Consider the following 27,000-nt stretch of genomic DNA (forward strand, 5'->3'; position numbering starts at 1 on the left):
ATCATTATACTAATCTTGATTTAAGTAGGATTTAGCCAGCTTATACGCGACATCAAAGCTGGCACCGGCATCGACATTAAAATCAGGGGTAACCCCAAATTGTTCCCAGTTAGCATGAGTCACAGGATGCTGCGTTAAGGCGCAAGGCATGCTGATAGTAAAATATTCACTGACTTTTATCGGCTTGGTTAGGTATCCGAAACCGATAGTTTGTTCTCCAACGATCACTGCCTTGTCAAAATGTTTTAGGGTGTAACTAAAAAATTCCCATGCACCGGCAACAAATGCAGAATTAAGAATATACACAGGAAAGTTTTGCCGAAACCGAGCATAATCATTATGTTCAATCGCCAATAATGGTGTCATTTTTGTCTGCTGCTGATAAGCAATGTCACTTAAATTTGTCCCTGGTTCAACAAAAAAACTACTAAGATATTGCGCTAATGGGAGTGCTCCTCTGTCGACTGTTCTCAAATCAATAATCATTGCTTGCACATCAGATAAATAGTGAAAAGCGTTATCAACATCTCGCTTTGCCACCCCTAGGGAATAATAGCGCTCAAACTTTAAATAGCCGATATTACCAGATAATATCTCAGCTTGAAGTGTGCGAAATTGTAATCCGTTACTTTGTTCTTTATTGGTTTGCTGATCGATTGCTAGTCGCGAATTGTGCTCAATCACATCAAAGTAATTATCGCCTGTACTCTGGCGTAGCAATACCCGAAGTTTTTCTGCTAATTCTGCGGGTTGACTTGTTTGGTAAAATTCACCCGATAATAAATGATAAGTTAACACTTTTGTTGCTAAACGAGCTTTTTCAGGGAATAAGTAGTGATGCTCAAGCGCATCTATTGTTTTATGTATAATTTTAGATATTTTTTGTTGTGAAAGGGTACCGTCTTCATTGCCTTGCGCAAGCGCGTAAATATTAACAGCGCTCAGAGACAACCCTATCAATAAAAATTTAATGATATTTTTCATATTTAACCTTAATTTTAACTACTACTAACCGACCACTGATGCTTAACACAGCGGAATAATAAATGTCGAAGTAGCAATGACTAATACGAGAGGGATGTTCTTTGATATAACAAATTACTGATTTTCCAACCTAAACGCCGAAAACCAGCATAATATCGATGCCGTACATACCAAGGTGGTAACAAGATTATTTTTTGATAAAAACGGTAATTCACTACTGAGATAAAGAAAATAGCCAGAACAACAACATAAAGATACTTTGTCGATAGTTGCTGAAAGTGATTAAAGCGAGTCGCTTGAGGCAGCTTGAGTAATACTGCTTGTGCATCAATCAACTTAAATTGCGATGATATTTCACTGACGCCCAACGGAGTAGATTGAAACTCAGATAAAGGTTTTGCTTCTTTAAGCATCACCAAAAAAGCCAACGCTACCACTAACGCTAACGAAAATAACAAGCTCACGGCTTTATTTAAGTTGAACAACATCTCGGCTTAATAATGATAAAAGTGCCTTCAGTTTAGCATCATTTATTCATCAGGCTACATTCTCTTTTAATGCAAAAATACGCTATACCCAATAAATGGCCCAGCAATCGGACAATCAAAAAATGAACAGTAAATGTTATTACTTGGTATCGGGAACCTTATTTGCACTGGTAGCACTGGCCCATTTACTGAGAATTATTTTCAACCTGACCATTTCTATCAATGACACCTTGATCCCAATGTGGATATCTGGCATTGGCTGCATCATCCCAGCACTACTTGCAGTGTGGGCGTTTCGCTTGGTCAATGGCAAAAACACTAATGTTTAATCGGCGATAATTTGCTAATAGCACAATCAAGGTTATGCTATCGATACAGTGAAATAAGTTGTGGTCGCATAACCAGAGCCTCTAATTGAAACTAAGGAGTGTGAGTAATGAAAAATGTCACATTAATTTATTTGTGCTTATTTTCAGGAGTACTTTTTTTGATGCTATCAGCAGCTATCTATATCACTGAAAATAGTAACCTTACTCCAGTATTTGCCAGTATAGCTTTTAGCATTATATCAATCAGTTTAATGCTGCTAAGCCGAACAAAAAATTGCAAATCTTGTCAACAGAACACCTCAAAGTAGAATCCTATCACATCGGCTTTTATAAAAGCTTACATTAAACAGCTGCACTAAAAATCACTAATACTTCTAATAAGTTAGTTCAATCATGCGCTCTAAATCACGCATTATCTGGTCATGAGCCGACTAATATTTCAATATTAACCCTCTTAATTACGACTTTTCTCGTATTTTATTTGGGGTCGATTAATTTTTATGCTAGGGTCAAGCATAACAATAAAAAAACTATCAATAAGGACATGTTATCCATGCAAAAAATAACACTAATGCTACTACTGTGCGGCTGTATGTTTATCTCACCCAGTTACGCTAATAACCAGCCATTTAATACCATTCAGGAGTTTTTTGCTGCGACCTCAGCTTTTGATCACGACAAACTCAAATCGTTTATGACTGATGATTTTCAATTGTTGGAAGTAGGACAAATTTGGGACGCTAATAAACTGATTAGCGTTATACGGCCATCTAACATGGTTAGAAAAAACTATTTTCAGCTGGTTACAACCAAATTACATGATGACAGTGCTTGGGTCAGTTACTGGAATAAGGCAATATTCACCAACAATGGCAAATCAGGCACCATGTATTGGCTGGAAAGCGCCGTTTTGGTTAAGCACGGAGCTGGTTGGCAAATACAAATGCTACATTCAACCCGCGTCGATAAAGACAAAGTGCCCACCGAGGTCAAATTCGTCGAATATACTGGATAACAACAAGCTAACAATAACAAAAGATAAGGAAATATGATGAAATTTTCACTTTTTAACCCATTGGTATTGGCGTTCGGACTTACCGTGACGTTAAGCGCACAAGCAAATAACTTCTCTGAACAAGCAATTAAGTCAGCAGTTGCCAGTAAAGACAGACCCGCCACCGATATTGCTAAAGACGAAAAAAGACAACCAGAACAAGTATTACGTTTTTTTAATATCGCACCGGGCACTGAAGTTTTAGATGTGCTCGCCGGTAGTGGTTATTACTCTGAATTATTAGCCAATGTAGTTGGCGAACAGGGTAAAGTCATCATTCATAACGACAAACATTTTTTGAAATATTATGGCCAACCCCTTTCAGAACGTTTGGCTGATGGCAAGCGTTTAACAAATGCCGAACGAATCGATATCTCGTTAAATGATCTGTCGTTAGAAGAAAATAGCCTAGACACCATAATGCTCGCCTTGGGTTATCACGACTTTTACTATGTATTTAGTGAGGCTGAAAAAATTCAGGTAAACAAAGTATTGGCGAAATTTCGCAAATTTTTAAAGCCTGGTGGTATCATTGGCATCATAGATCATGAAGCTATTGCTGGTGCGCCCGCCAGTGTTGGCGGCACATTACATAGAATCGACCCTCAGCTCGTCAAAAATGAAATGACGGCAGCTGGTTTTACCTTGGATGGTGAGTTGGATATATTAAAAAATAGCACTGATGACAAAACTAAAAAGATCTGGGACATCCCAGGTCGCGATACCAGCCGCTTTGTTATGCGCTTTAAAAATAATAAATAACACTTAGCAGTGCATAGCGGTAGGGATCAATTTCATCAAATGATGATCGCCTTCCGCCATGCTCGCTAAAAGTATTAGGAACAACGGTAAATCTTGATATTAAATAGCAATTTTAACGTTAATATCGTCTAATTAACTGGGCCAGAAAATTTTTCATCTGGCTTTTTTAAATTTATTTAACCCCTTTTTATTCCCTCCTTCGTTTTACTGATAAGCAAGTCGTTAAATCAATAACTTGCTGTGTGATCACACCTCCTTATTTTCTTTATTATGCGAGGCAACACCATGAAAAAACTATTATCTGTATTTAGCATTGCAGGCATTACCACATTTGGTTTATTTGCCTTTATGGCACATTTGATCAGTAGCGATCAGGTTGGCATCACCCAGGGACCTCCTCCGATTACCATTGACATAGTTCAACTACCGGAAGAAACAAAAGCAAAGCCCTTTGTTAGAAAGCCATTTCAACCACCTGAGCCACCACCAATTATGGAATTGAGCAAGGTGACCCCAGAGTTAACCGAAGTTAATTCAGAATTTTCCTACACCCCTGATGACTTAAAGCTTGTTAACAATATAACAGACAGTGCGACAATGAATGCTCAGCCAGATCAAGATGCCAGCCCCATTGTCAGGGTGAATCCTAAATATCCAATGGATGCCCTTAGAAATGGCATTCAAGGCTGGGTAAAATTAACATTTGATATTAGCGAGATAGGTCAGGTCATTAATGTTAAAGTGGTAGATTCTGAGCCGAAGCGTATTTTTGATAAAGCGGCAAAACAAGCATTAAGAAAATGGAAATATCGCGCAAAGTCAATTGATGGTAAGCACGTAAAACAACAAAATTTTACCGTGCAATTAGATTTTAATATGGAACAACAGATTTAGGATATTCATTTGAAGCTACCCTCAATGATAAAAGGTTGGTTAAACACTGCCACCACACCTGAAAGGTTGCTTGAGCACTACGTATCTACCGGCGACAACTGTCATTTAGTGGCGCTGGTAGAACAGTTCAATATATCAATTTATCACTATTTAATGAGCTTATCCGATAAGGAAACAGCTGAAGATGCGCTGCAAGCAACCTGGCTTAAAGTGATGAAAGTGCAATCAACAACCAAACAACATACCAATGTGAAAAGTTGGTTATATACCATAGCCCGAAATACCTTAATTGATGAACTCAGACGCCAACAAAAATGGCAATGGCAAACTCTCGAAGATCACCATTTAACGGGTTGCTCACTCAGTCGGGAATTTGAAAGCACTGATCGTTTAGCATTGTTTAATTTAGCTATTATGCAATTGCCCTTTTATCAGCGAGAAGTATTTATATTCCAACAGGAAGGGTTTTCAATATTAGAAATATGCGAATTAACCAACGAAAACTTTGAAACCGTAAAAAGTCGTTTGCGATATGCACGTAAAAACTTAAAAGCAATGTTAGGAAACCATCATGAATAATGAACCGTTCGATAAAGAATTATCAGCACTTTATCAGCAGCGAAAATCACACATAGTTGCTCCCAACATTACTCTGGCTGAGTCTTCGAATAATAAAAAATATTCGCTCATTAAATTACTCTCGATCTTCACACTAGGAGGAGTAGCGTCATTTGGTATCATGGCTATTATGACGCATTTTGCGAAAAGCCCAGAGCCGCAACAACCAATGTTAACAAGCTCGCATCAGGTCAAAATTGCAGAGGCACCTCCAAAGCCAGTTGATGATGAGGTTATTGTAATTAAACCTGAGTTACCTCCTAAACCTGGAACTCCGACTATAGAGTCAGAGATAGCTAAGCTAGCACCTGCAATAAATAGTGCGCAAGCGAGTAATGTAGAGAATATCGATTTAAACGCCATTCAAATTGTCAAACTCCCGCATTTGAAAGAGCCTGAATTTATTATCAAGCCTATTTATAAGGTGATGCCTAAATTCTCAAACAACGCCTTACGAGCGCAACAATCGGGTTCAATCAGGTTGCGTTATGAAATTGATCGTTTAGGTGATGTCAGGAACATCGAAATTATTAATAGTAATGTCAGCCGGGCATTACAGCGTTCAGCCAAAAAAGCACTCGCTCAATGGAAATACACACCAGGCGAAAACATAAAGAAAAACTACGAAATTATATTTGAGTTCACAGCTGAAAAGAGTTGAGCCATCAGAAATTAACGATATTTAAGGAAAATAAAATGAGAATATTACTAACCTTATTAATAGCTATGCTTTCACTAGATAGTATTGCCTCAAATTTACCTGACTTCCCTTTTGTTACTGTCACTGGAGAAAGTGTAAAAAAAGTGACGCCGGATAAAGCTACCCTTGGATTTTATGTCACTACTTTTGATAAAGAAGCCACCAAGGCAACAAGCTTACTTAATGAAACATCAAATAACGTAGTTGCTGTGCTCACTAAAAATGGCATATCAGCAAAGCAGATTAGCGCTTTTGAAATAAACAAACGCTCCAAACGTACACGAGATAAAGACTACAACGATCTCGCTATTTTAGGGTATGAACTGAGCCAAAGATTCGAAGTAACCATTGATAATCTCAACCAATATTCTGAGATAACTAATGAATTACTCGATATTAACCATGTTGAGAATATTGAAAGCCAATTTAGCTCTACGCAAAGAGAAAAAATAGAAATTGAATTAATTAAAAATGCCGCACAAAAAGCAAAACTCAAAGCAGAACAAATGGCAGCAGGCCTTGGAGTTGAGCTAGGATCTGTGTTTGCCTTTAATGACTCAGGCTCTTTCTCGTCGTTTTTTGCTACCTTTGGGATCAAAAGTGAAGCCAGAGCGTATGCCATGATGAGCAGCCAAGCCCGTTCAACCAATATCTTTGTTCCTCAATACATAGAGATTAAAAAAAGCATCAACGTGATATATAAACTTAAAAGTTCTAGCAAAAATCACTAACCAGATAAGCTATCTTTTAACCAAGAAGTTATTTCCTGCGTCACTATTTCCGCCAATATCAATGAGGTGGTTAATGAGCGAATTAAGTGGCGTTTGATTTGCGTAGTTATTAGTAACAAATATTAAACTTTTTGATATACCATCAAGGCGTTTAACGTCGGATCGCCCTGTTGAAATAGCTTTTTACCATCGGACTTAAATCCCAATTTATTTAACAATACATCCAATTCAGCTAAAGCGTAAAAATTACGTAATTCCGCGTTGTTATATTGCCAAGACTCCATAGTACCTAAGTTAAATACATCATGGGCTAACGCAACAATATGATGCATTTTTTTATTGTTAACATCGTGATCGCGCACAACTAAGTATCCCCCGGTACTCATAGTGTCTCTAATATTAGTAATAAACTCTTCTCTTAATGCTACAGGGCAATGATGAAAGCCAATATAAACAGTGACTAAATCAAGTGAATTTCTAGGTATGGAATGCAGAGCAGGTTGATAATTATTGAATAAAATATCAGATCCAGCTTTTATTATTTGCCCTCTATCAATCATATCGATAGGCGAATATGTTGCCGCTTTATCGGTAACAAAATATCGATCATTTTCGATAGTAAAACGTTCTTCTAAAGCGTCTAAGTAACGTCCTGTACTCCCTATTTCCAAATAACCACTGAATTGATTTTTATCGTGCAATAACTGTTGTGTTTGATCGGCAATGATTTGTTTTTGCTTACTCAGTGCCGGCATCGAATAAGTTAACGGTGCAATAAATGAGCTGATTTCATTAAGCTTATTTTGCACTTCGATATAGATTTGTTGATCTGAGCTCGCGCGTTTTGTTATCGCATCAATAAGTTGATGGAACTCAAGCTCAGGATATAGGTGAAACACATTGACCAAGAATTGATAAAAATTATCTTTGTAAGCTGAATTACCATATATAAATTTAAAGTTACTGTTTGATTCACTCGCTAAGTGTAGGGAAGAAGACATTGAAATAGCTTTCAACGTTGGCATCAGCGCTGAAATACTTACTATAGCTTTTAATAACTTACGTCGAGATTGAATCATGTTCGTCCTTGTGAAATTCAGTACGTTACGGCACTATAACAAAACTATCAGCAAAACTGTATGGACACATTATGTGGTTGCAACGCCCCGTTAAAATTCTAAAAAAGCTTGGCAAGGGAATGCTTGCCTTTATCATTTTTACCTCCATCGCAACAACATTAGTTGTCTGGAGTTCAGGCGTTCAATATAAAAATATACCGGCTAAAACATTAACGATAAATGATATTACTCAGTTAAATCCCGTCACTGTTGCACGCATTGTAAAACCAGAAAGTATTGATGAGATAGCGTCTGAAATAGCATCAACGACAGGGCCTATATCTATCGGTGGTGGTCGATACAGTCAAGGGGGACAAACCTCTTATCCCGACAGCTTGCATTTTGATATGCGCAGTTTTAATAACGTCATTAGACTCGATAAAGAACAAAAACTCGTTACCGTGCAAGCCGGCATAACCTGGCGCGATTTACAAACTTTCATCGACCCTTACGATTTATCGATCAAGATAATGCAAACTTACGCCAATTTCACGGTTGGAGGTTCGCTCAGTGTCAACGTTCATGGCAGATATATTGGCGAAGGGCCATTAGTACGCTCAGTAAGTTCAATAAAACTCATTTTAGCTAATGGGAAGGTTGTGAATGCTTCGCCACACGAAAATGCAGATTTATTTTATGCAGCTATCGGCGGTTATGGTGGTATTGGTGTCATTGCAGAAGCGACCTTAAAGCTTGTGCCTAATGTAAAAGTAGAACGCCACACCTCAACAATGAAGCTTGCAGATTACTATGAGCACTTCAAAACCAATATTCGAGATAATAAAGCGGTAGTTTTTCACAATGCTGATATTTATCCGCCAGATTTTGAAGCAATACGTAATGTGTCTTGGCTAAAAACTGACAAGCCAGTGACTGAAGCTGAGCGCTTGATCCCTAAAAATAAAGAATATGGCTGGCAGCCTAAAGTTGCAGGGTTTGTCGCTGACTATGATGTAGGTAAATGGGTCAGACAAACTATTTTTGATCCCATTTATTATGCCCAAGAAGCCGTCTATTGGCGTAACTATGAAGCAAGTTATGACGTTAATGAGCTAGAGCCAAGCGACCGTAAAGAATATACCGACGCACTGAGAGAATACTTTGTACCGGTAGCGAATTTTTCTCGCTTTGCTGAAAAGATGAAACAGATATTCCAAAAGCATGAGGTTAATATTATTAATGTTTCTATCCGTCATGCTCTGCCTGACCCTGGAACGTTATTAGCATGGGCGAACGAAGAAGTTTTTGCTTTTGTTGTTTATTATCGACAAGGGACGAGTTTAATTGCGCAACAAAAAGTTAAAGCGTGGAGTAAAGAAATCATCGATGCGGTAATATCTGAAGGTGGAGCCTACTATTTACCTTATCAAGTTCATGCATCTACGGCGCAATTCAAAAAAGCCTATCCCCGTGCCGAAGAATATTTTGCTGTAAAAAATAAGGTTGACCCTAATAACCGCTTTCGCAATAAACTTTGGCAAGCCCATTACCCTAAAAACAAAACTCCGTTTGAACAACAGCAGGCGAAGATAGCGCAATATTATCGTAACGAAGGCCAAACCTTATTAACTATTCCTGAATGGTATTTAGTCTTTAACCCGCTGGAATATAGCAACTTTCTTAGCGAAGAAAATAATCCAAGTGATTTTCCTTTTTTTGCCAGTATTGATGAGTATTGGAAGTTGTACGATAAAACCCTTGCTCTCAGTGACAATCAGTACCCAAGTAATGATGAGTATATGACTATGTTACAAGTCATTGGTATCTCAACAACAGTCGAGTACATGTACAAAGGCGCTTACGAGAATACTATCGGCCGCTTTACTCATTGGACCGCCGATGCGGTAACTGCTGAAGAAAATATTATTCGTGATGCCCACAGCGCTTATAGCGAGCTAATATTTCATCAAGCATGGTATGAATTTGATTTTGCTTACTGGCTCAAAAAAATATGGACTGAGCCTGAATTTTTTCAAGATAACTTTATTCGCAAACTTGAACGAAAGCTTTTCTTCACGCTTGAATTTGGATTTAAAGAATTATACTCAGGTGTTATAAAATTTGCCGCGAAAAGCGCTTATGATGAAAGTGATGGCAAAATCTATCTTACGTTACACAGTGATAAAAACTTAGAACCTGAGCAAGTATTTCCAGGCGAAATTTTAGCAAATCATGATAAAGAATATTTATTATCGGTTCCTCGTTGGGGTGGCTTTACTTCTATAATGCCAAAGCTTGCTGCTCTTGATGTCGCCTTTACTGATGTTTCTGGCAATTACAAAATAGCAGTGTCTTTTATTACCGATAAAAATTCTCCGTTTAAGCCAAGCTATGGAAAGTATTTATTTGATTCTCAAGTAGTCTCATCACAAAAACAAAAACGAATTATTTATATGGTAAAAGTGTCAGATTTAGCTGCTCTGCTTAATGAAATGAGGCTTAATGATCATCAGATAGAACACATTTATGACTATTAGTTAAGCCGATATGAGTGTTTACCAAACTAACCACAATATTCTGCTCACCCGAAAGAGCTGAATATGCTGCCATGCAGCTACCAAGCGCTAAGTAAGTAATTCATTCTCGCGGGCATAGTCGAATCTCATCTAAGAGTTCGGCTCTGTTAGCTAAATTCGACTATAGTTAACAAAGAACTACTCATATTATGGTGACTTAAAGCGTTCAGCTGAACGTTATAGCAATGTTATGAATATCAACCCTTGGCGTAGCACTTCGGTTCGTACAGCCTTAGAAGGACGCTCGTTTATCGATGCGAAGCGTATTCATATCCATACAGAGCAAGAAGCCAACGCATTCTTAACTTGCTATGGTTTCGACCTTCAAGACCCGGCAGATCTTGAAGAAATTGAAATGCTGCGCCAGGAAGCCATTGAATTAATTGAGCAGGAATTATTAAAAGACGGGGAAGTTATTCCACCCGAGCTCAAAGAACAGCAAAATGTCATCCAATATATTTTAAATGCATCAGGCCACGGCAAAAAAGAACTCACCCCGTGGAGCGGTGCAATTCTGCGAGTGTTGCACACCTTAACTCATAGTCATTCTTATCTGAATGATTTATACCATGATGATATTCGCAAGCAGATTTTTCAGCGCTTTGACGGTCATATCGTCAAAGAGAATGACAAGTGCTCTTTAGGAGATATTGCCTTAGTTGACGTAGAATTTAGAACCGTTAAATCCCGCCGCTCTGTCGCAATGAAGTTACTTCATAAAACGGAAAATGTCGCCGCAGATATTTTTGACTGGATTGGTATTCGATTTATTACCCATTCTCGTGCCGATGTACTTGATGTATTAGCCTTTTTGAGAGTTCAACATATACTGACTTATGCCAACATTAAACCCTCACGATCACGCAATACCTTAATTGATTTAACATGGTTAGATCAATGCTTTGACCAGGGTATGCCCGTTGAGCAAATAAAAGAAAAAATGCAGTCACTTGTTTATCCAACCATTGAACAAGGTACATCGACGAATCCATTTAGTGAAGTCTCTTATCATTCAGTACAAATTACTTGCCGCCAGCGTATCAAAATCATCCAACCTAATGGCAAGCACCTTTGCTTTTACTTTCCGTTTGAAATTCAATTGATGGATCAGCACAGTTACTTAGCGTCCAGGGAAGGCTTAGCTTCACATGCTGAATATAAAAAACGCCAGCGAAATGCAGTGAGAAAGCGGGTATTGCCATTTTTACCATAAATAAAATGCACAATTTAGGTAGTTTATCCTGATGATCAAGATACGCTGATAATACGACACATAAACCGTTTAACGGTGCGCCGTTATTTCTTGCATTGTTCAATCAGCCACTGTTCTAACACCTTCATATCGCTGTTATTGGCCTGACTGTTTTTATAAACGAAATAATAATTATCCCCCGTAATTAATGCGTGTTGATGCACTTGAACCAGGCCTGCTTCTTTATCTTCAATGCTTAATAACATGCTATCCATTAGCATGATTCCCATATGATATTTAGCCGCTTCATTTGCTAACAACACATGGCTGAAATGGCAAATCTTAGTCTCTGGTGGTAACGTAAAACCGGCGGAATCACACCAACGTAACCAATCGGTATTTAACGCTTTATTCACACCAAAATACTGAGCAGAAAGCAAAGTTTGTTGCCACATCGCCTCAGGAAGTGGTGCCGTTTTTATTGTTTTCCATAGTTGTTGACTGCACACTGGAATAAGTTTTTCTTGATATAAAACTTTATGTAAATAGCCCTTACGAGGGGGATTTACCGTAATAAAACAATCTGCAATGCGATCATGACATTCAACATCGTCGGTTATCATGTTCACAGTCAATTCAATATGCGGGTATCGTTTTCTAAAATCATCTAATCGAGGGATCAGCCACTTTACCGCTAACGAGCTATATAAAGCCATGCGGATATTGCCAGATGTCCCCTCTCTGACCATCCTGCTAGCATTTGATATAGCGCCAAGTGCATGGCTCACTTCTTGATAATATGTTTGACCAACGTCCGACAATGAGAAGGTTCTACCTTGTCGAATAAAGAGACTTGCGTTTAAATATTCCTCCAGCTGTTTTACCTGATGACTAACCGCACTTTGAGTAACATGTAACTCTTCTGCAGCTTTAGAAAAGCTATTTAATCGGGCTACAGCGTCAAAACACTGAATGGCTTTTAATGGCGGCCTCATCACTATTAGTTTTACTCATACTAAATAAATTTTAATCATTATACATAATACTAGTTATTGTTATATCTTGACGTTAATCAATGCTATTTCATTTGCTGTTAGTAGGAGTTCAACATGCCAAAGTTAACGATTGGATTAGCGATGCTTTTACTGATTATTGGCAATAACATCGCCGTACTTTCAGATGCGTTAATTAAAAATTTACCGAAAGATGTCGCTGTGTATCAGTTCATTCTGTATCGCCAGTTAAGCGCCATCGTTCTGTTAATTCCGTTTTGTATCTTTAGCAAAAACACGCATTTTTTTACCGGACTAAAATGGCATATTGTCAGAGGTCATATTTGGCTGTTCGGTGCTGTTTTTATGGTTATTGCACTCAGCACGTTACCTTTGGCTACCGTAAATGCCCTGTTTTATACTGCCCCAATATTAATGCTGCTGTTAGCCATGCTCTTTTTTAAAGAAAAGGGGACATTTTCATCAATATTGGTTGCAGCCTTAGGGTTTATTGGCGTGTTAATTATCGTCAAACCTTCACATTTTAGCTGGGCTGTACTAGCCGCATTCATCGTTGCATTAACCATGGCATTAAACAATTTACTGGTAAAAAAACTGCCATCACACCATAACGTCTTTCAAACCTTATTACTGACTAGCTTGGTTGGCACGCCCGTGGCACTGGCATTAGTATTATGGGAAGGACAAGCGTGGAGCTGGCCATCATTATTCATTGCCACCAGTTCTAACGTTTTTATCCTCACATACGCCGGCATATGTGTTTGGGTTTATCGCTACATAGAAGCCAATAAAATTGCAGCAGCAGAGTACACAGGGTTAATCGGTGCGATTGCCATTGGCATACTATGGTTTAATGAGTCTCCAGAGCCCACCATGTATTTAGGCTCAGCAATGATCGTACTGCCGCTGATATGGTTGGCGAAGAAAGAACAAAGCAAGCAAAAAATAGTAAATAGCTAACATAAGGAAACGCCATTGAAGCATGCACCAGTAAAAGCGTTAATAACACTTGACGATATCGCGAAACTGGATATTAGAGTGGGCACGATTGTTAAGGTCTGTGAAATTGAAAAATCAAATAAATTGATGAAGTTATCCGTTGATTTTGGCGATCATCATCGCACGATACTCGCAGGAATAAAGCAGGAACGCACAGACCCTTTTGGAATTACCGGCAAGCAAGCATTATTCGTGCTTAACTTGCCCGAAAAGAAAATGGCTGGCGAGCTTTCACAAGGCATGCTATTTGACATCGGCTATGAAGATAAACAGCGCCCCTGTTTAGCCATGCCTGAAGTACCAATGCCTAACGGCTGTAGAGCAGGATAATAGCCAGAATAATCAGCGAATGCTCAAACCATTATTTCACTTGGTATTAAACGATGAGAATTGCAGACTACAGCAAAGAACGATTTGATAACTGCTTAATGCTTTTTGATAAAAACTGCCCGCAGTTTTTTGCTGAAAATGAACGCAAAGAGTATTCAAATTATTTAATGAATTTAACCGATAGCTATAAGGTGGTCCTATCCAATGACACTGTCATTGCTGCCTTTGGTATTCGATTGATTAACACGTCAAATAGATGCCGAATTACTTGGATCATGGTGTGCCCAAATGAGAAAGGAAAAGGTCTGGGGACAAAATTGATGGCATATATTAAACAATATGCACAAGAGGCAGGTTCTGTAGCAATTGATATTGCAGCGAGTCATTTATCCGCCCCGTTTTTCGCGCAATTTGATGCTAAAGAAATCACTTATCTCCACAATGGCTGGGGAGTTGACATGCATAGAGTTGATATGGCGATAAATCTTTAAAGATTAGCTAGCGTGCAGCCAATCGATGGCAGGACTGTAAAGCTTTATTTCTCGAAGTCAGGCTAACATTACTTACAACTGTGGGTGAGAGTTGTTAATTCAGATAACGCAGCAACTACCTTACCTTTCACCATTTCTAACATATCTTGGTTATCTGTTCGCACACAGATAGCAGGGTAACTTTTGTGTTCGCACATTAGTGATACAGACAAATAACAATACTTTTCAACAACTTACCTTTGGCATTAAAACTGCTTATCTCTGGTTAACTTACACAACACACCCTAATGTGTGTATCCAACCAAGAGTATTAGAACAGCATGACAACAATCCGTATTTTTAGCCTTTTTCTCTTTACGATATATTTGCTTAACATCAAGTGTGCGTTGGGCGATAACGAATTAAACAAATTAAATAAGCAATTAAGCCCAGCAAAAATGCAACAAGATATTGATGCATGGCGCGAATGGTTAAGCCATACACACCCTAATCTTAGTATTCGTATGGCAAAAGTTGCAGCATTTGACCAAGCAATAACCACACTCAAAGCTTCATTGAACACACCTCTGACCAACCAAGAATTTCTAGCAAAAATAACGCGATTAAATAGCCAGTTTAATGATGGTCATATGAATATAATGGTCAACAGCCAATCCAAACTTACTCAGGCTATTTTAGCAAGTGGACAAGGGTTATTTCCGTTCGAAGTAATAGTAGATAAAGGACACCTATATATTTCTACTGAATTAGGTGGCAATAAAAGCGAATACGAAAAGCAAGAAATCACGCAAATTAATGGCCGTAACGCGACAGCTATCTATGCAGATTTATTAGAAAGAACCTACGGCGATACTCCTACTCACCGAGAAGCCATTTTATCAGAAAAATTCGCCTTATATTATTGGCTGTTTGTTAGCAAAGCCAGCAAATTTGACATAGAAGTGAATACAATCCAAGGAACAAAAAGCATCCAAGTCTCAGCCAGTATGGCAACTCCCAAAGCACAGCAGAATGAATCCTTTGACGACTTGTTTAAATTTGAAATTTTAGATAATAACCAGGCATTGATGACTATCAAACTATTCTGGTGGCAAGATAAGGAACAGTTTTATCAATTTACAGAAACAGCTTTCAAACAACTTAAGAAGCACGGTATCGGGCACCTCATTATTGATATTCGCCATAACCCAGGTGGTGATGATGATATGTGGAAAAAAGGTTTGCTCACTTACTTAGCAGATCAACCATACCGACATACCAGCCGCTATACAAAAAAAATTATTGCCAAGTATATGGATGAAGGTGAAACAGCTGGCGACATAATTACCAAAAACTATGACCATTTCGAGCAGGTAACTCACAACAACCCGCTGGCGTTTAGCGGCCACGTATCTGTGTTAATTGGGAAGGTGACTTATTCTTCTGCGATCTTATTTGCTAATACAGTGCAGGATTTCGACTTTGCAGACCTTATAGGGGAAGAGTCCGCTGGCTATTCATGGCAAACAGGTGGTATCCAATTTTTTACCTTTCCCAACTCAGGGCTCAAAGCAGTGAGTCCTAGATTCTACCTTGAACGCCCAAGTGGCAAAGGTAAAGGAAAGTCCGTTATCCCTGATATTTATATAAAAGATAATCCACTTGACTCACGTGAAGCCATAATAAAATTAGCTCAATTAAACGCGAAGTAAATAGCGTAATCACTCGTTGATATAGAAAAAAGGATCGGTGACACATGCGTATCATTCTCGTTTACTTAATTGTATTGGCGGCCTTTTTTTGCATAACCTATCAAGGCTGTAACACTTGAAAAATCTCGGCATAACATCGCTGATTGGCTGACACTAGATGCCAAAAATGAAAGGTTAAACAGATAATCTTGTTCGCTGAAAAAGCATACACGTCGGTTATTGCCTCGGGCAATCGCATGCAAGAAATATCAGCTTGAATCATTCGAGATTTCTTAGTGTGTCGAATGCTTTCGATGATAATAATAGCTAAAATCAACACAGAGTTTAATGATAATGCATTTCATGTGTCACCGGCCCTTTTATTCGTTTCACCCGTTAAATATGATGACGAATTTCACGATTGGATGCATGGCAACGAAAATACTATTTGTGGCTTGCCAGAAAAATTACCGACGACATTTTACAACCTATCATGCCAGAGGTATTTGAACTGAACCGATAGGAACAATATTAAATCAATCGATCTGACCCTGTTGGTTCAACTAAATTACGATTCACTATTTTCAATATTTTCCTGAGCTTGTTCAGCAAGCCTTTCACGTTCTGCCTTGGAGATATATTTAGGTTTATTGCTTTTATGTAGCTTGGCATTGGCCTTCTTTTTCTTGGCCAGTAAAGTCGATTTAATTTTCTTTTTTCTATTCATTTTTAAATTCTTAGGGATATTGACTTCTTATAACATCTCTCATCATACTTCATTTTCTAAATAAAAGATGTCTACAGTGTTAGGGGAAGATCATATAGATAAAACAGATGGGCTGAAGTATCTACAAGAATCTTATTCCGAATATACAAAAGACGTTATACTGCCAGAAGAAACTGTAGAGTCAGATGGTTAATTTCAAAATCTGAAGTTAGTATTGGCATAAGTGATAACAGTTTAATAATCTGTGAGTTAAAGTTGCGCAACATGTTCTCTTCAGTTTCAATAAACGGAAGCTGACGAATATTGGTTGTGTCAACTAGCTTGACCTCATTCATGCCAGATACTTCCCCGCAGCACTACTTTATTGGGGTACTCTGACCACCATTCCTCATTTTATCTAAAAAAATGTCTCGCTCACGTACAATATCAGGCCGTCTTATATAGCTGCGAATAGTTTTTTTTCGTAACTTATTTTTAACTTTACTGAATGAAAGCCACTTATTTATCGAGAATTGCTCTCTCCATTGCATCTGCGTAGATTTGAGCTGTCCACTACCATCCTCAACAGGCGCTGTTGAGGATGAAAATTTATTAAACATACTGTTTTGAGGTATCAATCGGCATTTATTCCTAACATACTCTGATTGAGCTATGTCACTAAATACAATAAACGACTCTCTACTTCTGAACTGCAAATCATTTAATATATTAATATCTGATTTATTATTAACTTCTGTGTAACTACAATTTTTGTTTCCTAGCTTATAAATTTTTTTGTCATATAAACAAAGAGTAACTATTGGCGAAAGTGGCAGAAACATTTGGACACCGTGGTTTGTAATCGCTGTATAGTCCATTTCTATAGAGTCACGTAAATACCAATTGTAATGTACAACAGGGTGATCAGATATTACAAAATCTAAATCAGTACTATTGATGAGAAAATGCCACTCAAGATCATTAATTAAAGGCCAATTAAAAGCTGCCTCAATAGTTTGCATCCGCAAAATGTCTTTTGGATCATCAAGCTTAAACTTTACACTGTTTATAACACTCTCTTCAAAATTGTTTAATCTTCCAATTTCTTTAAATAGATCATCAAAAAAGTTATCGATATTACCTAGCGAATCGTTAAGTGCTCTTGGTGTGCGATTCAATTGAACCGTTAGAAACCTAAGAACATCTATTTTAGATTTTTGGTTTAAAGGAACTGCTTGGCTTTGCTGATGAGGTGAAAATTGTTTTACTATCAATGATGCAGGCCCTTCAACATGATCCCGCAAAAAATGCTCTACAGAATTATCTTTGTCATAAAAATAATTCTCTGCTAACACACGATTAACGCTTGTTGGTGGTCTTAATAACTCTCTAGCAGAGTCATAAATATTTATCGTCTCATTAGGCGATGTAAAGTTCTTTAATAAGAACTGAGGCACAAAATGCTGATTTTTAGTTATGTTCGACATTTAAATATATACCGCTTAGAAGTTCTTCAGCACTTACTATTCAGACATTGTATATGTACATCATTATTTTTAATATTTGCACTTTAATCATTTATTTTATCCAAAAAATACTAGCGTAATATAGAACCGAAACATGCGTTTGCAATCCCATACGAAATTGTCTTGCTAGGAACTACTCCATTCGTACCACGGAACATGCCAACCATGTACTTCTCGAACTTTATACTTTTTTGAACAAGTCGAACAAGTTACAGAAAAATGTTGTTCTTGAACCTCTTTTATAATTGTTGCCTTATCAATATCAACAAATGCTAGATCTGATTCCTTTTTAGGGTTGAACATGTTGTGACCAGAGTATGTGTACAGAAAGCACCGACATAATCCAGAACAGCGTTTTTTGATGTATTCAAAAGCAAGCTTAGTGTCATCTTCATTTTTTCTGACAGCACCGCCCATATCTACTTGTTTTAATATGTCTGAGAATCTTGGAATGAAGGCAGACAACTCCGTCAGTTTATCAATATCGTCACATCGAAGAATTTCCCATGTTGCCTCCCATATTTTATGGGAGTCATATGATTCAAATTTTTCATTTATATTCGATACTTCCATGTGATGCCTCATAAACTGTTTAGGATATTTTCGTAACTTTCTAGCTGTATTTACAGCCAAAACTGCCACCATTTTGTGCTTTCTTAGATTTTATAACCTGTAGGCTCTTTTTCTATAACACTGCGGTTATCTTCATATTCTATGCCGTGGTATTCTCCACTGTGACCAGTGATCACAATTTTTCCACTATCTAACCACTCAACCACTTTATCGACTTCACCTAGTATTTGTGGGTAATAATCATCAACCTTTTCATTGTGATAGTCTGAACACGTAATACCAAGACCATACCCCAAGCCTAGATTGTCCATAAAGCCGAAACCTTCACAGTACAAGTTATAACATTGCTCAATATACTTATGAACGTCATTCGGCTTTTCAACAATTTTTTGCAGTATATTTCGAATGTTCCATTCGTAATATTTGCCCATTGAAAAGTAGCTAGTAAGTATTTTCTGAGCTTCATAAAGACTAGAAGGCGTTTTGTAATTGATAGAGATAAGCTCTAAATAATCATCTGAACTTAATATTTCTTCAAGCCGTGATTCTGAATACACCCAGCTCTCAAATTCTGATAACTCGATCTCATGAGAAACTAACTTGAAAAAAACTAACTCTAAAGTATTCAATGAACTAACTTACATAACTAGCCTATACAATAGTCAATTTCACTTGAACAAAATTAACTACGAGGAGCATAAGCACTGTCTTCTTTGCCCCTGTTATTTAACTTATTAGGAGCCTGTGACACGAATCAAACAACCATCATTTTCTTTACACCAATTAAGAACAACCCTAGCACATTGCAACATTGCAGGTGCTGGAAAGTGGGTTACTATTTCACCATAACGAATTTCATTTGGATATGTTGAAGCGCTTTCAATCTGAGAAACTAACAATGTACCAACTGTGCCATTTGAAATGCCAGATAATACTTCTTTACTCCTGATCGAGCTTACTCTTCGTTCTGGATCGGAGTGTGTGCATGTCGTGATTTCATCTAATAAATTATGCAATCTATGAGAAAAACGTTTCAGTTCTTGGATGGAGTAACCAGACCTTTCCAAAAGCGCTTTCATGCTGATTTCACAAGACAAACAACTCAAATACAAAATTGTCCTGCCTGCTTCATCTTTTTCTGGGGAGGATTCCAACAATCCTTGGGCAGACTCAATTAATCTTTCTGAAAATTCGAAACTGAATTCCATTTCTATAGGTTCCTAACACTTATTGTATGTACCCTCCAAAGTAACACACTTAGCAAGGTATATGAACATCAAAGACTTTTCTTAATTAAGAACTACATCAATTTGGTTTAGTGACCAATTAATCAATTCATTTTAATATGATATTAAAACGGCTCGAAAGAAGATTTTAGTTATATGACTAATAATCTGTTATCTTAGATCGCGCTTAAATAGGAATAAAATATAAGAATATAGGATGCAATCACAAGACAATAAAATCGACTTTTTTATTTCTCAACTTTCAATAAGTGAAAATAAAGAAGTGGTATTTTCGAAAATACGTGATTTCTTTGGAAATGGCGATCCAGATAAACACATCATTTTTAAACGCTCCATTTTATATTTTTATACTGGCAGCGAAATTATTGACACCTATGCCTGCCCTCCGACTGAATTGAATCACTCCATTACTTTTGATGGTTCAAAGGTTTCTAAAATTGAGAAGGCTTATTTTGTTGGTGCTGCTTCAAAGTCTATGTTTGACGTAGAGTTTGAGATATCTAGCAACAATAATAATAACAATAACAACAATAATAATAATGGAAATAACAACGGATAGTTTTAGGGTGTTTAATGGAGTATGAATTAATTTTTACTATATCTGCTGTAATTGTGGGGGTATTGAGCATTTTTAACATTCTTTATACGTTAAAGCTGCTTAATAACTGCTTGATCCTCTATAAGGCTAAAGCAATAACAGATGATATAACCGTAGGCGATTACATCCACATTCAAGGCAATGTAAAAATGCCAACTATTAAATCTCCTTTCTTCAATAAGCAATGCGTTTATTGGAAAACTTACATTTGGGCGTGGTTTGAAACAAAGCGTAAAAAACCAGAAAAAGGAATGCAAGAACACAGTCCACTACTGGAAGTCAAAGAATCAGAGATGCCGCCATTAATGGTATCTCAATCGGGGTTTCTGGCGCATATTGATTTGTCTCGCTTGTCATCTACCATGTTGAATTTAGTTCGAGAAGAAGATAGACAGACAAGTCCACCAAATGAAGGTACGGCAAAATTAGCCAAAGAGAAATATAAAGCATATCGCATTCATGAATATCGACTACCTAACGATGCTAGTGTAGCTGTATGGGGCAAGGTAGATAGTATAAATAAGAATTTGGTGACTATTGTTGGCTCAAAAGATGCCAAATATCCTTGCTTTTTGTACAACGGAAATGCCAGTTCAATTTATCATCGTTTGATTAAGCGCATCTTTTTTTCATTGTGTGTTATTGCTTTAGGTGGCTTATTCTTGTTGACGCTTGAAAGGCTACTTGAGTTTGGTTTTTTCGGATTAATAGCTAACGCTGTTGTTATCGCTTATTTCCAGTATTTGTCTAAAAAAAAGTTGTTTGAATTGAAATGAACGACCTAGCTTCACCTCGTTTTATTCATCTTTTATATGCACCTACCAACTTTTGCAATATGGGGTGTAAGTACTGTTACCTTGGTACAGGAACAGATGAAAAATCCACTTTAAAGCAAGTGGTTTCAACGCTAGATAAAGCAGTTACTGACTTTTTGGCGGAGGGAATTACGCCATTTAATCTATCGTTCCACGGAGGGGAGGCCACTTCTATACCTAAAGAAATATTGGAAAGTCTCTTAGATTACTCATACCAATATTATCGTGAATATGGTGACCGAATTAAGGATGCGGGCTACCCTTTAAACCCTGTACATATCAAAACTAACCTATTCAATTTCGACAAACTTGTTGACGTTTTTGAAAAGTACCAAGTATCGATTAGCGGTAGTGTTGATTTGCCATTAAAGCTTCATGAGAAGTACAGAACGGACAAAAGGGGTCGTTCTACTCTAGCCAAAATAACAAGTAATCTAAAATTGTTGGCTAAATACAAGCATCATAAAAAGATATCCTGTGTTGTTACACAGGAACATTTTTACCAGCTTGACGCCTTTATCCAAGACATAAAGTATATTCATTATGATATTGGTTTAGATATGACCAAGTTTAATATCATGTTTTCTTTTGATAGCCACAAAAACAAAGATAAGTTTGGTGGTGGGATAATTGGCACTGAAATGTTGACTCAAGATCAACAAGTGCAATTCTATAAAAAGCTATTTGAAGAGTTCGAAGGAACTGATTTAGAAGAAGGACTCAAGAAACATTGGTTTAAAGAGTTTACTCCAGAGTTTTGTTGTAGCGCAGTAAATTGTGGTGATAAATTCTTTCTGTTGCAGAATAACGGTGATGTATACGCTTGCCCAAGGGGGCAATCATCAAAAGAGTTCTACTACGGGAATTTGTTTAACGACTCAATTCCAGACATTATAAATAATGGATGGCAAACTATTGAATCCATAGAAAATAGATTGCCAGCAGATGAAGAGTGTTTTACTTGTTCTTACTTACCTTATTGTAATCAAGGTTGTGTATTTGTAAGAGAACAAACAGAGTTAACTAAAAGTTATACCTGTAAGCTGCAAAAGGAGCTATACAAAGCAGATACAGAGCGCTACCCACCATACGATGCAACCTACATTGAAAAATATGCGGCAGAATATAAATACCAAAACAAAATAAGCAGTTTTAAAAAGAACGAGATTTCATTGGAAAAGAATAAATTTATAACAGAAGAGCTAGACCATGAAGATAACTCTTTATCGAATTTGATAGCGAAGGATTCAATACTTCAATCAATTTACTCTAGTTCGAATTTTGGCATGGACATTGATGATACTTGCTATCAACTAACTAGTAATACATTGTCCAACAAGACTGAGTTAGCACTGATGGTTGAACATAGCAAAGTGTACTTGAAAGTAAAAAGAGATGTTTTGCGTCAAAATAGTTCTGAACCAATAAATAATCATCTTACTTTAATGGTGACTAGAAATACGATGGTTACCTATGGTGATGAAAAAAGGTACAAACAAGAGCATCTGTTTGATTATCATATTTATTCAAATGCTCTGGAAAGTTGCTCTTCAATTGTTGGAGATTATTACCACTACGATATTACTAATATACTGAAGATGCATAGTGATTTGTTTCTTGAAGGTGTCCGAAACAATTTATTTGTCACTACAAAAAAACTACGTGAGTATCATTACGAGAAACAAAAGAAAAATGCGTTCTACCATATACAGGCGATAAATTTACCGTTTCCATTTATCGAGTTTTATTGGAAATAATTCTTAATTTGAGATTACCAATATTCAAATCCCACTGTTGATTGATAATCCCAAATAATGTGACTGGTCACAGATAATTTGTGACGATCCACATAACCAGATGTCAACTGGTCGGACTTTTTTCATTTTTTTTAGAGTAAACACTTTACTTTAATAGAGTTGATACTCTATAATGCGTTTGTTCCCTTAGCGAACGCCTGTTGTAATAATTTTATATTCTAGCTTTCCCCAAAGCTATCGAGCCGAAGACACTGTCTTCGGCTTTTTTTTTGCCTACGCAAAACAAAGTAATTTATTGATATCCTTTATTTATTATCAACAGGAAAACCTATCGCACCTTAATTGTTTATTTCACTTGCCTCATTACCTATCTTAAATAGCAATAATAGCGCGAACCATCGCTCTGATTATCACCGTCCATATGAATATAAATTTACATATTTTAATCAGCAAAACTTGATCTATATCAAGCTATGTTTTAAAGTTTCAGTAATTTCTGAAACTTTAAAACATAACTGAGTAGTCATCATGATCATGTCATCAAAAGTCGAGGCCTTTGTCCTACACTGTGGCGAAATGGGCAGTCGCTGGGGCTTCAATCGCACCATAGGGCAAATGTACGGTTTACTTACTATTAGTGAACATGCATTAACCGCTAACGAATTGTCTGAATTGCTGAATATTTCTCGCGGCAATGTCAGTATGGGGATCAAAGAACTACACTCTTGGCGGTTGATCCAGGTGCAACATAAGCCTGGCGACAGAAAAGAATATTACCGTCCGGCCGGTTCCATTTGGGAGATGGCCAATCGTATATTTGAAGAACGACGTAAGCGAGAAATCGACCCAACCTTAAGCTTATTACGCGATAACTTACTCAATGACCCCGCCAATGATGAAGAAGTATACGCGCAGGATAAAATGCGGGAAATTCATGATTTATTAGAAAATATTACCTTTTTCGCCAGTGAGCTACAAAGTATGAATCCAGACAAACTCAAAACGTTGTTTAAGCTGGGCTCTGGCGTCGGTAAGGTGCTAGATATGAAAGACAAGTTTTTAAAAAGCGGCAGTTAGCCACCTTTAATATGGGGTAAGTCAATAATTGGCTCCCCCACTTTTTTACCCATTTCAATTTTTGCTGTGCCATAACCAATGGCGCAATTAGCGACCTATTGCCTAAATTTTGGCGTAGGTAAGGAGTAAATATGTTAGATACCGAGCTACTCTCGCGCATACAGTTTGCGCTCAACATTAGTTTTCATATTCTGTTTCCCACTATTACCATCGCTATGTGCTGGTTTTTGGTGTTTTTCAAGGTTCAGTTTGATCGTACCGGTAACGCAATTTGGATGCGTGCTTATCGTTTTTGGGTAAAAATATTCGCGCTAACCTTTGCTATCGGAGTGGTGAGCGGCATTACCATGTCATTTCAGTTTGGCACTAACTGGCCAGGATTTATGGAAAAAGTTGGCAATATTGCCGGGCCTTTGCTCGGTTATGAAGTGCTGTCGGCTTTTTTCTTAGAGGCGACATTTCTCGGCATAATGCTATTTGGCATTAAACGAGTACCGGCAAAAATTCATACCCTAGCAACCCTTATTGTGGCTATTGGCACCAGTTTATCGGCATTTTGGATTTTATCGCTCAATTCCTGGATGCAAACACCAACAGGTTTTGAGCTTAGAGATGGCATTGCCTACCCGGTTGACTGGCTAGCAATTATTTTTAATCCTTCTTTTGGCTATCGTTTTAGCCATATGCTAATAGCATCAGGATTAACGGTCAGTTTTTTAATCGCCGGGATCAGTGCCTTTCGTTTATTACAAGGTGATGATAAACGTGCCCCTAAACTTACGCTAAAAGTAGCACTGACTTCAGCAATGATACTGGCGCCATTACAAGCATTTGTTGGCGATTTACACGGCTTAAATACCTTAAAACATCAACCGGAAAAAATCGCCGCCATGGAAGGAATATGGCATAGCGAAAAAGGAGCACCACTATTGTTGTTTGCTTGGCCAAATGAGCAAACTCAACGCAATGATTTTGCCATTGGTATTCCAAATTTAGCTAGTTTGCTCCTCACTCACGAACTTGATGGTGAAATAAAAGGATTAAGCGATTTTGAACACACGCCGCCAGTAAAGCCGGTATTTTTTGCTTTTCGCATTATGGTTGCCACCGGATTATTAATGATCATGGTTGCTTGGTATGCCCGATATCGGTTGTATCGTCAGAAAAAACAACAACAGCCTCTGCCAAGCTGGTTATTAAAACTATTAGTAGTAATGAGTTTTTCTGGCTGGTTGGCCACACTCGCAGGTTGGTATGTCACCGAAATTGGCAGACAACCTTATTTGGTGCGTGGCGTATTAATGGTTAAAGATGCGGTCACCGATCTGGCGCCTGAAAACGTCGGTTTCTCACTCATGCTTTATATTATGGTTTATTGTCTATTGCTCATCGCCTATTTAAGTACGTTATTTGTTATGGCGATGCGTGCGGTAGAAATAGAAGAAATCCAAGAAAGTGAGCATAAAGGCCCAGCAAAACGGAACGCTAACCCAGCTCAAATAAACAATTTTTTACAGGAGCCAACCAATGTTTGATCAAGCTACCTTAGCGATAATTTTCGCCGGACTAATGGCATTTTCTACCTTAGTTTATGCCATTTTAGACGGTTATGACTTAGGCGTTGGTATGCTGCTACCGCTGAACAATGAAAAAGACAGCGATACCATGATAGCCTCTATCGGTCCCTTTTGGGACGCCAATGAAACCTGGCTGGTGTTGGCCGTTGGCCTGTTGTTAATTGCTTTTCCAACAGCACACAGCATGATTTTTAAAGCCCTTTATTTGCCAACCGTATTTATGCTGATTGGCCTGATTTTACGCGGCGTTGCTTTTGATTTTCGCGCGAAAGCGGCCTTTAACCATAAGCCAACCTGGAATAAGGCGTTTAAAATCGGTTCCTTTTTAGCCTCCGGCTCGCAAGGATATATGCTCGGCATGTATGTTATGGGCTTTGAGCTAAGCGTTAGTAGTATAGCGTTTGCGCTACTCAGTGCCATTGGCGTTAGTACCGCGTACAGTTTCATTGGCGCATGCTGGTTGATCATGAAAACCGAAAATCAGCTACAGCAACGCGCAATTCGCTATGCCAAACGGGCGTTAATTATCAGCTTTATTGGTATTAGTCTGGTATCAGCAACAAACCTGATCATTGATCAATCTATTTATTTACGCTGGTTAAGTTCCAGTGTCAGCCTGTTGTTAGCGATGATTCCGCTATGTGTCGTTGCCTTGTTTGTTTACGCGTGGCGCTCAATTGTTGAAGTTGAAAATCAAGCCTTGTCGAATGAAGCGACACCATTTCTCGCCTGCATCGGAATTTTTATCCTGACATTTTTAGGATTAGCCATTAGTTTCTATCCATTTATTGTGCCTAACCAGATCACTATTTGGCAGGCAGTGTCAGCCGCTGAGTCGTTAAACTTTTTATTGTATGGCGCATTGTTTGTTATCCCCACCATTGTTGGCTATACCATTTTTTCTTACTGGGTCTTTTGGGGCAAAGTAGAAGATCTACGTTATTACTAATCGCATTAAGCGGGCGTTAACTAACATTAACGCCCACGCTCAAGGTACTGAAAAATGATGCAGACTTTGCTGATTAGCGAGCGCTGATAAACGCTATATATCAAATAACGCAATATAAAATTAAATTTTTAAAACAATTAGCTATACACGACGAAAGAAACAAGGTAAAGTACTGGCTAATTATCAAGCAAGATAATTATTGTATTGCCTTTCCCTTTCACAGTCAGACATTACCACGTAGTAAGCTAATTTATTGTTAATTCACCGAGTACTATCTCGCTGAATG

Annotated in this window: 28 protein-coding genes; 19 read left to right on the top strand and 9 right to left on the bottom strand. The window is 37.8% G+C overall.

Annotated elements, in window-relative coordinates:
* Positions 1 to 9: 9 nt before the first annotated feature.
* Together QQK06_RS08090 and QQK06_RS08095 are read right to left on the bottom strand one after the other, a co-directional pair.
* Complete coding sequence (locus QQK06_RS08090) at positions 10 to 984, bottom strand: S41 family peptidase (RefSeq protein WP_284244151.1); 975 nt, start codon at positions 982 to 984, stop codon at positions 10 to 12.
* A gap of 80 nt (positions 985 to 1,064) precedes the next feature.
* Positions 1,065 to 1,442, bottom strand: coding sequence for a hypothetical protein (locus QQK06_RS08095; RefSeq protein WP_284244152.1), 378 nt, complete (start codon positions 1,440 to 1,442; stop codon positions 1,065 to 1,067).
* A 152-nt stretch (positions 1,443 to 1,594) separates the two neighbouring features.
* Between QQK06_RS08095 and QQK06_RS08100 the strand changes: the two genes are divergently transcribed.
* The 7 genes from QQK06_RS08100 to QQK06_RS08130 all read left to right on the top strand — a co-directional run bounded on the left by QQK06_RS08100 (position 1,595) and on the right by QQK06_RS08130 (position 6,560).
* A complete protein-coding gene (locus tag QQK06_RS08100; RefSeq protein ID WP_284244153.1) occupies positions 1,595 to 1,801 on the top strand; it encodes a hypothetical protein in 207 nt (68 codons plus the stop codon).
* Positions 1,802 to 2,354: 553 nt separating this feature from the next.
* Positions 2,355 to 2,816, top strand: coding sequence for a nuclear transport factor 2 family protein (locus QQK06_RS08105; protein WP_284244154.1), 462 nt, complete (start codon positions 2,355 to 2,357; stop codon positions 2,814 to 2,816).
* 36 nt (positions 2,817 to 2,852) lie between these two features.
* Positions 2,853 to 3,617, top strand: coding sequence for a class I SAM-dependent methyltransferase (locus tag QQK06_RS08110; RefSeq protein ID WP_284244155.1), 765 nt, complete (start codon positions 2,853 to 2,855; stop codon positions 3,615 to 3,617).
* Between the two features lie 285 nt (positions 3,618 to 3,902).
* Complete coding sequence (locus QQK06_RS08115) at positions 3,903 to 4,511, top strand: energy transducer TonB (protein ID WP_284244156.1); 609 nt, start codon at positions 3,903 to 3,905, stop codon at positions 4,509 to 4,511.
* 24 nt (positions 4,512 to 4,535) lie between these two features.
* On the top strand, positions 4,536 to 5,090 hold the full coding sequence (locus QQK06_RS08120) for an RNA polymerase sigma factor (RefSeq protein ID WP_284244157.1): 555 nt from the start codon (positions 4,536 to 4,538) through the stop codon (positions 5,088 to 5,090).
* The gene (locus tag QQK06_RS08125) at positions 5,083 to 5,790 is read left to right on the top strand and encodes a TonB family protein (protein ID WP_284244158.1); all 708 of its coding nucleotides are present in this window, start codon (positions 5,083 to 5,085) and stop codon (positions 5,788 to 5,790) included. The genes QQK06_RS08120 and QQK06_RS08125 overlap by 8 nt, the downstream gene beginning before the upstream one ends.
* Positions 5,791 to 5,825: 35 nt before the next feature.
* Positions 5,826 to 6,560 (top strand): SIMPL domain-containing protein, encoded by a 735-nt coding sequence (locus QQK06_RS08130; protein ID WP_284244159.1) that lies wholly within the window; start codon positions 5,826 to 5,828, stop codon positions 6,558 to 6,560.
* A 122-nt stretch (positions 6,561 to 6,682) separates the two neighbouring features.
* Here the strand turns inward: QQK06_RS08130 and QQK06_RS08135 are convergent, their stop codons facing one another.
* Positions 6,683 to 7,639, bottom strand: coding sequence for a class I SAM-dependent methyltransferase (locus QQK06_RS08135; protein WP_284244160.1), 957 nt, complete (start codon positions 7,637 to 7,639; stop codon positions 6,683 to 6,685).
* 71 nt (positions 7,640 to 7,710) lie between these two features.
* Here QQK06_RS08135 and QQK06_RS08140 point away from each other — a divergent pair, with 71 nt between their 5' ends.
* Positions 7,711 to 10,155, top strand: a complete 2,445-nt coding sequence (locus QQK06_RS08140) for an FAD-binding oxidoreductase (RefSeq protein WP_284244161.1) — start codon at positions 7,711 to 7,713, stop codon at positions 10,153 to 10,155.
* Between the two features lie 229 nt (positions 10,156 to 10,384).
* A complete protein-coding gene (locus tag QQK06_RS08145; protein WP_284244162.1) occupies positions 10,385 to 11,407 on the top strand; it encodes a TIGR04552 family protein in 1,023 nt (340 codons plus the stop codon).
* Positions 11,408 to 11,490: 83 nt separating this feature from the next.
* Here the strand turns inward: QQK06_RS08145 and QQK06_RS08150 are convergent, their stop codons facing one another.
* The gene (locus QQK06_RS08150) at positions 11,491 to 12,381 is read right to left on the bottom strand and encodes a LysR family transcriptional regulator (protein ID WP_284244163.1); all 891 of its coding nucleotides are present in this window, start codon (positions 12,379 to 12,381) and stop codon (positions 11,491 to 11,493) included.
* A 114-nt stretch (positions 12,382 to 12,495) separates the two neighbouring features.
* Here QQK06_RS08150 and QQK06_RS08155 point away from each other — a divergent pair, with 114 nt between their 5' ends.
* The 4 genes from QQK06_RS08155 (at position 12,496) to QQK06_RS08170 (ending at position 15,910) form a co-directional block, all read left to right on the top strand.
* Positions 12,496 to 13,359, top strand: coding sequence for a DMT family transporter (locus QQK06_RS08155; RefSeq protein WP_284244164.1), 864 nt, complete (start codon positions 12,496 to 12,498; stop codon positions 13,357 to 13,359).
* A 15-nt stretch (positions 13,360 to 13,374) separates the two neighbouring features.
* Complete coding sequence (locus tag QQK06_RS08160; RefSeq protein WP_284244165.1) at positions 13,375 to 13,728, top strand: tRNA-binding protein; 354 nt, start codon at positions 13,375 to 13,377, stop codon at positions 13,726 to 13,728.
* Between the two features lie 53 nt (positions 13,729 to 13,781).
* Positions 13,782 to 14,219, top strand: coding sequence for a GNAT family N-acetyltransferase (locus tag QQK06_RS08165; RefSeq protein ID WP_284244166.1), 438 nt, complete (start codon positions 13,782 to 13,784; stop codon positions 14,217 to 14,219).
* A gap of 320 nt (positions 14,220 to 14,539) precedes the next feature.
* A complete protein-coding gene (locus QQK06_RS08170; protein ID WP_284244167.1) occupies positions 14,540 to 15,910 on the top strand; it encodes a S41 family peptidase in 1,371 nt (456 codons plus the stop codon).
* A 547-nt stretch (positions 15,911 to 16,457) separates the two neighbouring features.
* On the opposite strand, the gene QQK06_RS08175 is transcribed toward QQK06_RS08170, so the two are convergent.
* From QQK06_RS08175 to QQK06_RS08195, 5 genes are all read right to left on the bottom strand, one after another.
* On the bottom strand, positions 16,458 to 16,616 hold the full coding sequence (locus QQK06_RS08175) for a DUF2986 domain-containing protein (protein ID WP_284244168.1): 159 nt from the start codon (positions 16,614 to 16,616) through the stop codon (positions 16,458 to 16,460).
* A 356-nt stretch (positions 16,617 to 16,972) separates the two neighbouring features.
* On the bottom strand, positions 16,973 to 18,082 hold the full coding sequence (locus tag QQK06_RS08180) for a DUF4238 domain-containing protein (protein WP_284244169.1): 1,110 nt from the start codon (positions 18,080 to 18,082) through the stop codon (positions 16,973 to 16,975).
* A 165-nt stretch (positions 18,083 to 18,247) separates the two neighbouring features.
* Entirely contained in the window at positions 18,248 to 18,754 is a 507-nt protein-coding gene (locus QQK06_RS08185; RefSeq protein ID WP_284244170.1) for a hypothetical protein, read from the bottom strand.
* Between the two features lie 23 nt (positions 18,755 to 18,777).
* On the bottom strand, positions 18,778 to 19,323 hold the full coding sequence (locus tag QQK06_RS08190) for a hypothetical protein (RefSeq protein WP_284244171.1): 546 nt from the start codon (positions 19,321 to 19,323) through the stop codon (positions 18,778 to 18,780).
* 105 nt (positions 19,324 to 19,428) lie between these two features.
* The gene (locus tag QQK06_RS08195) at positions 19,429 to 19,902 is read right to left on the bottom strand and encodes a hypothetical protein (protein WP_284244172.1); all 474 of its coding nucleotides are present in this window, start codon (positions 19,900 to 19,902) and stop codon (positions 19,429 to 19,431) included.
* A 235-nt stretch (positions 19,903 to 20,137) separates the two neighbouring features.
* On the opposite strand from QQK06_RS08195, the gene QQK06_RS08200 reads away from it, so the two are divergent.
* The 6 genes from QQK06_RS08200 to cydB all read left to right on the top strand — a co-directional run bounded on the left by QQK06_RS08200 (position 20,138) and on the right by cydB (position 26,714).
* Positions 20,138 to 20,500 carry a hypothetical protein gene (locus QQK06_RS08200; RefSeq protein WP_284244173.1) on the top strand — a complete coding sequence of 121 codons (363 nt, stop codon included), beginning with the start codon at positions 20,138 to 20,140 and terminating at the stop codon, positions 20,498 to 20,500.
* A 14-nt stretch (positions 20,501 to 20,514) separates the two neighbouring features.
* Complete coding sequence (locus tag QQK06_RS08205) at positions 20,515 to 21,315, top strand: hypothetical protein (protein ID WP_284244174.1); 801 nt, start codon at positions 20,515 to 20,517, stop codon at positions 21,313 to 21,315.
* Positions 21,312 to 23,111, top strand: coding sequence for a radical SAM protein (locus tag QQK06_RS08210; protein ID WP_284244175.1), 1,800 nt, complete (start codon positions 21,312 to 21,314; stop codon positions 23,109 to 23,111). Before QQK06_RS08205 ends, QQK06_RS08210 begins: the two co-directional genes overlap by 4 nt.
* A 528-nt stretch (positions 23,112 to 23,639) precedes the next feature.
* A complete protein-coding gene (locus QQK06_RS08215; protein ID WP_284244176.1) occupies positions 23,640 to 24,188 on the top strand; it encodes a GbsR/MarR family transcriptional regulator in 549 nt (182 codons plus the stop codon).
* Between the two features lie 131 nt (positions 24,189 to 24,319).
* Positions 24,320 to 25,723, top strand: a complete 1,404-nt coding sequence (locus QQK06_RS08220; RefSeq protein ID WP_284244177.1) for a cytochrome ubiquinol oxidase subunit I — start codon at positions 24,320 to 24,322, stop codon at positions 25,721 to 25,723.
* A complete protein-coding gene (cydB, locus tag QQK06_RS08225; protein WP_284244178.1) occupies positions 25,716 to 26,714 on the top strand; it encodes a cytochrome d ubiquinol oxidase subunit II in 999 nt (332 codons plus the stop codon). The genes QQK06_RS08220 and cydB overlap by 8 nt, the downstream gene beginning before the upstream one ends.
* Positions 26,715 to 27,000 lie beyond the last annotated feature (286 nt).

Origin of the sequence: Thalassotalea insulae, assembly GCF_030161395.1 — a bacterium.
Lineage (GTDB): Bacteria > Pseudomonadota > Gammaproteobacteria > Enterobacterales > Alteromonadaceae > Thalassotalea_E > Thalassotalea_E insulae.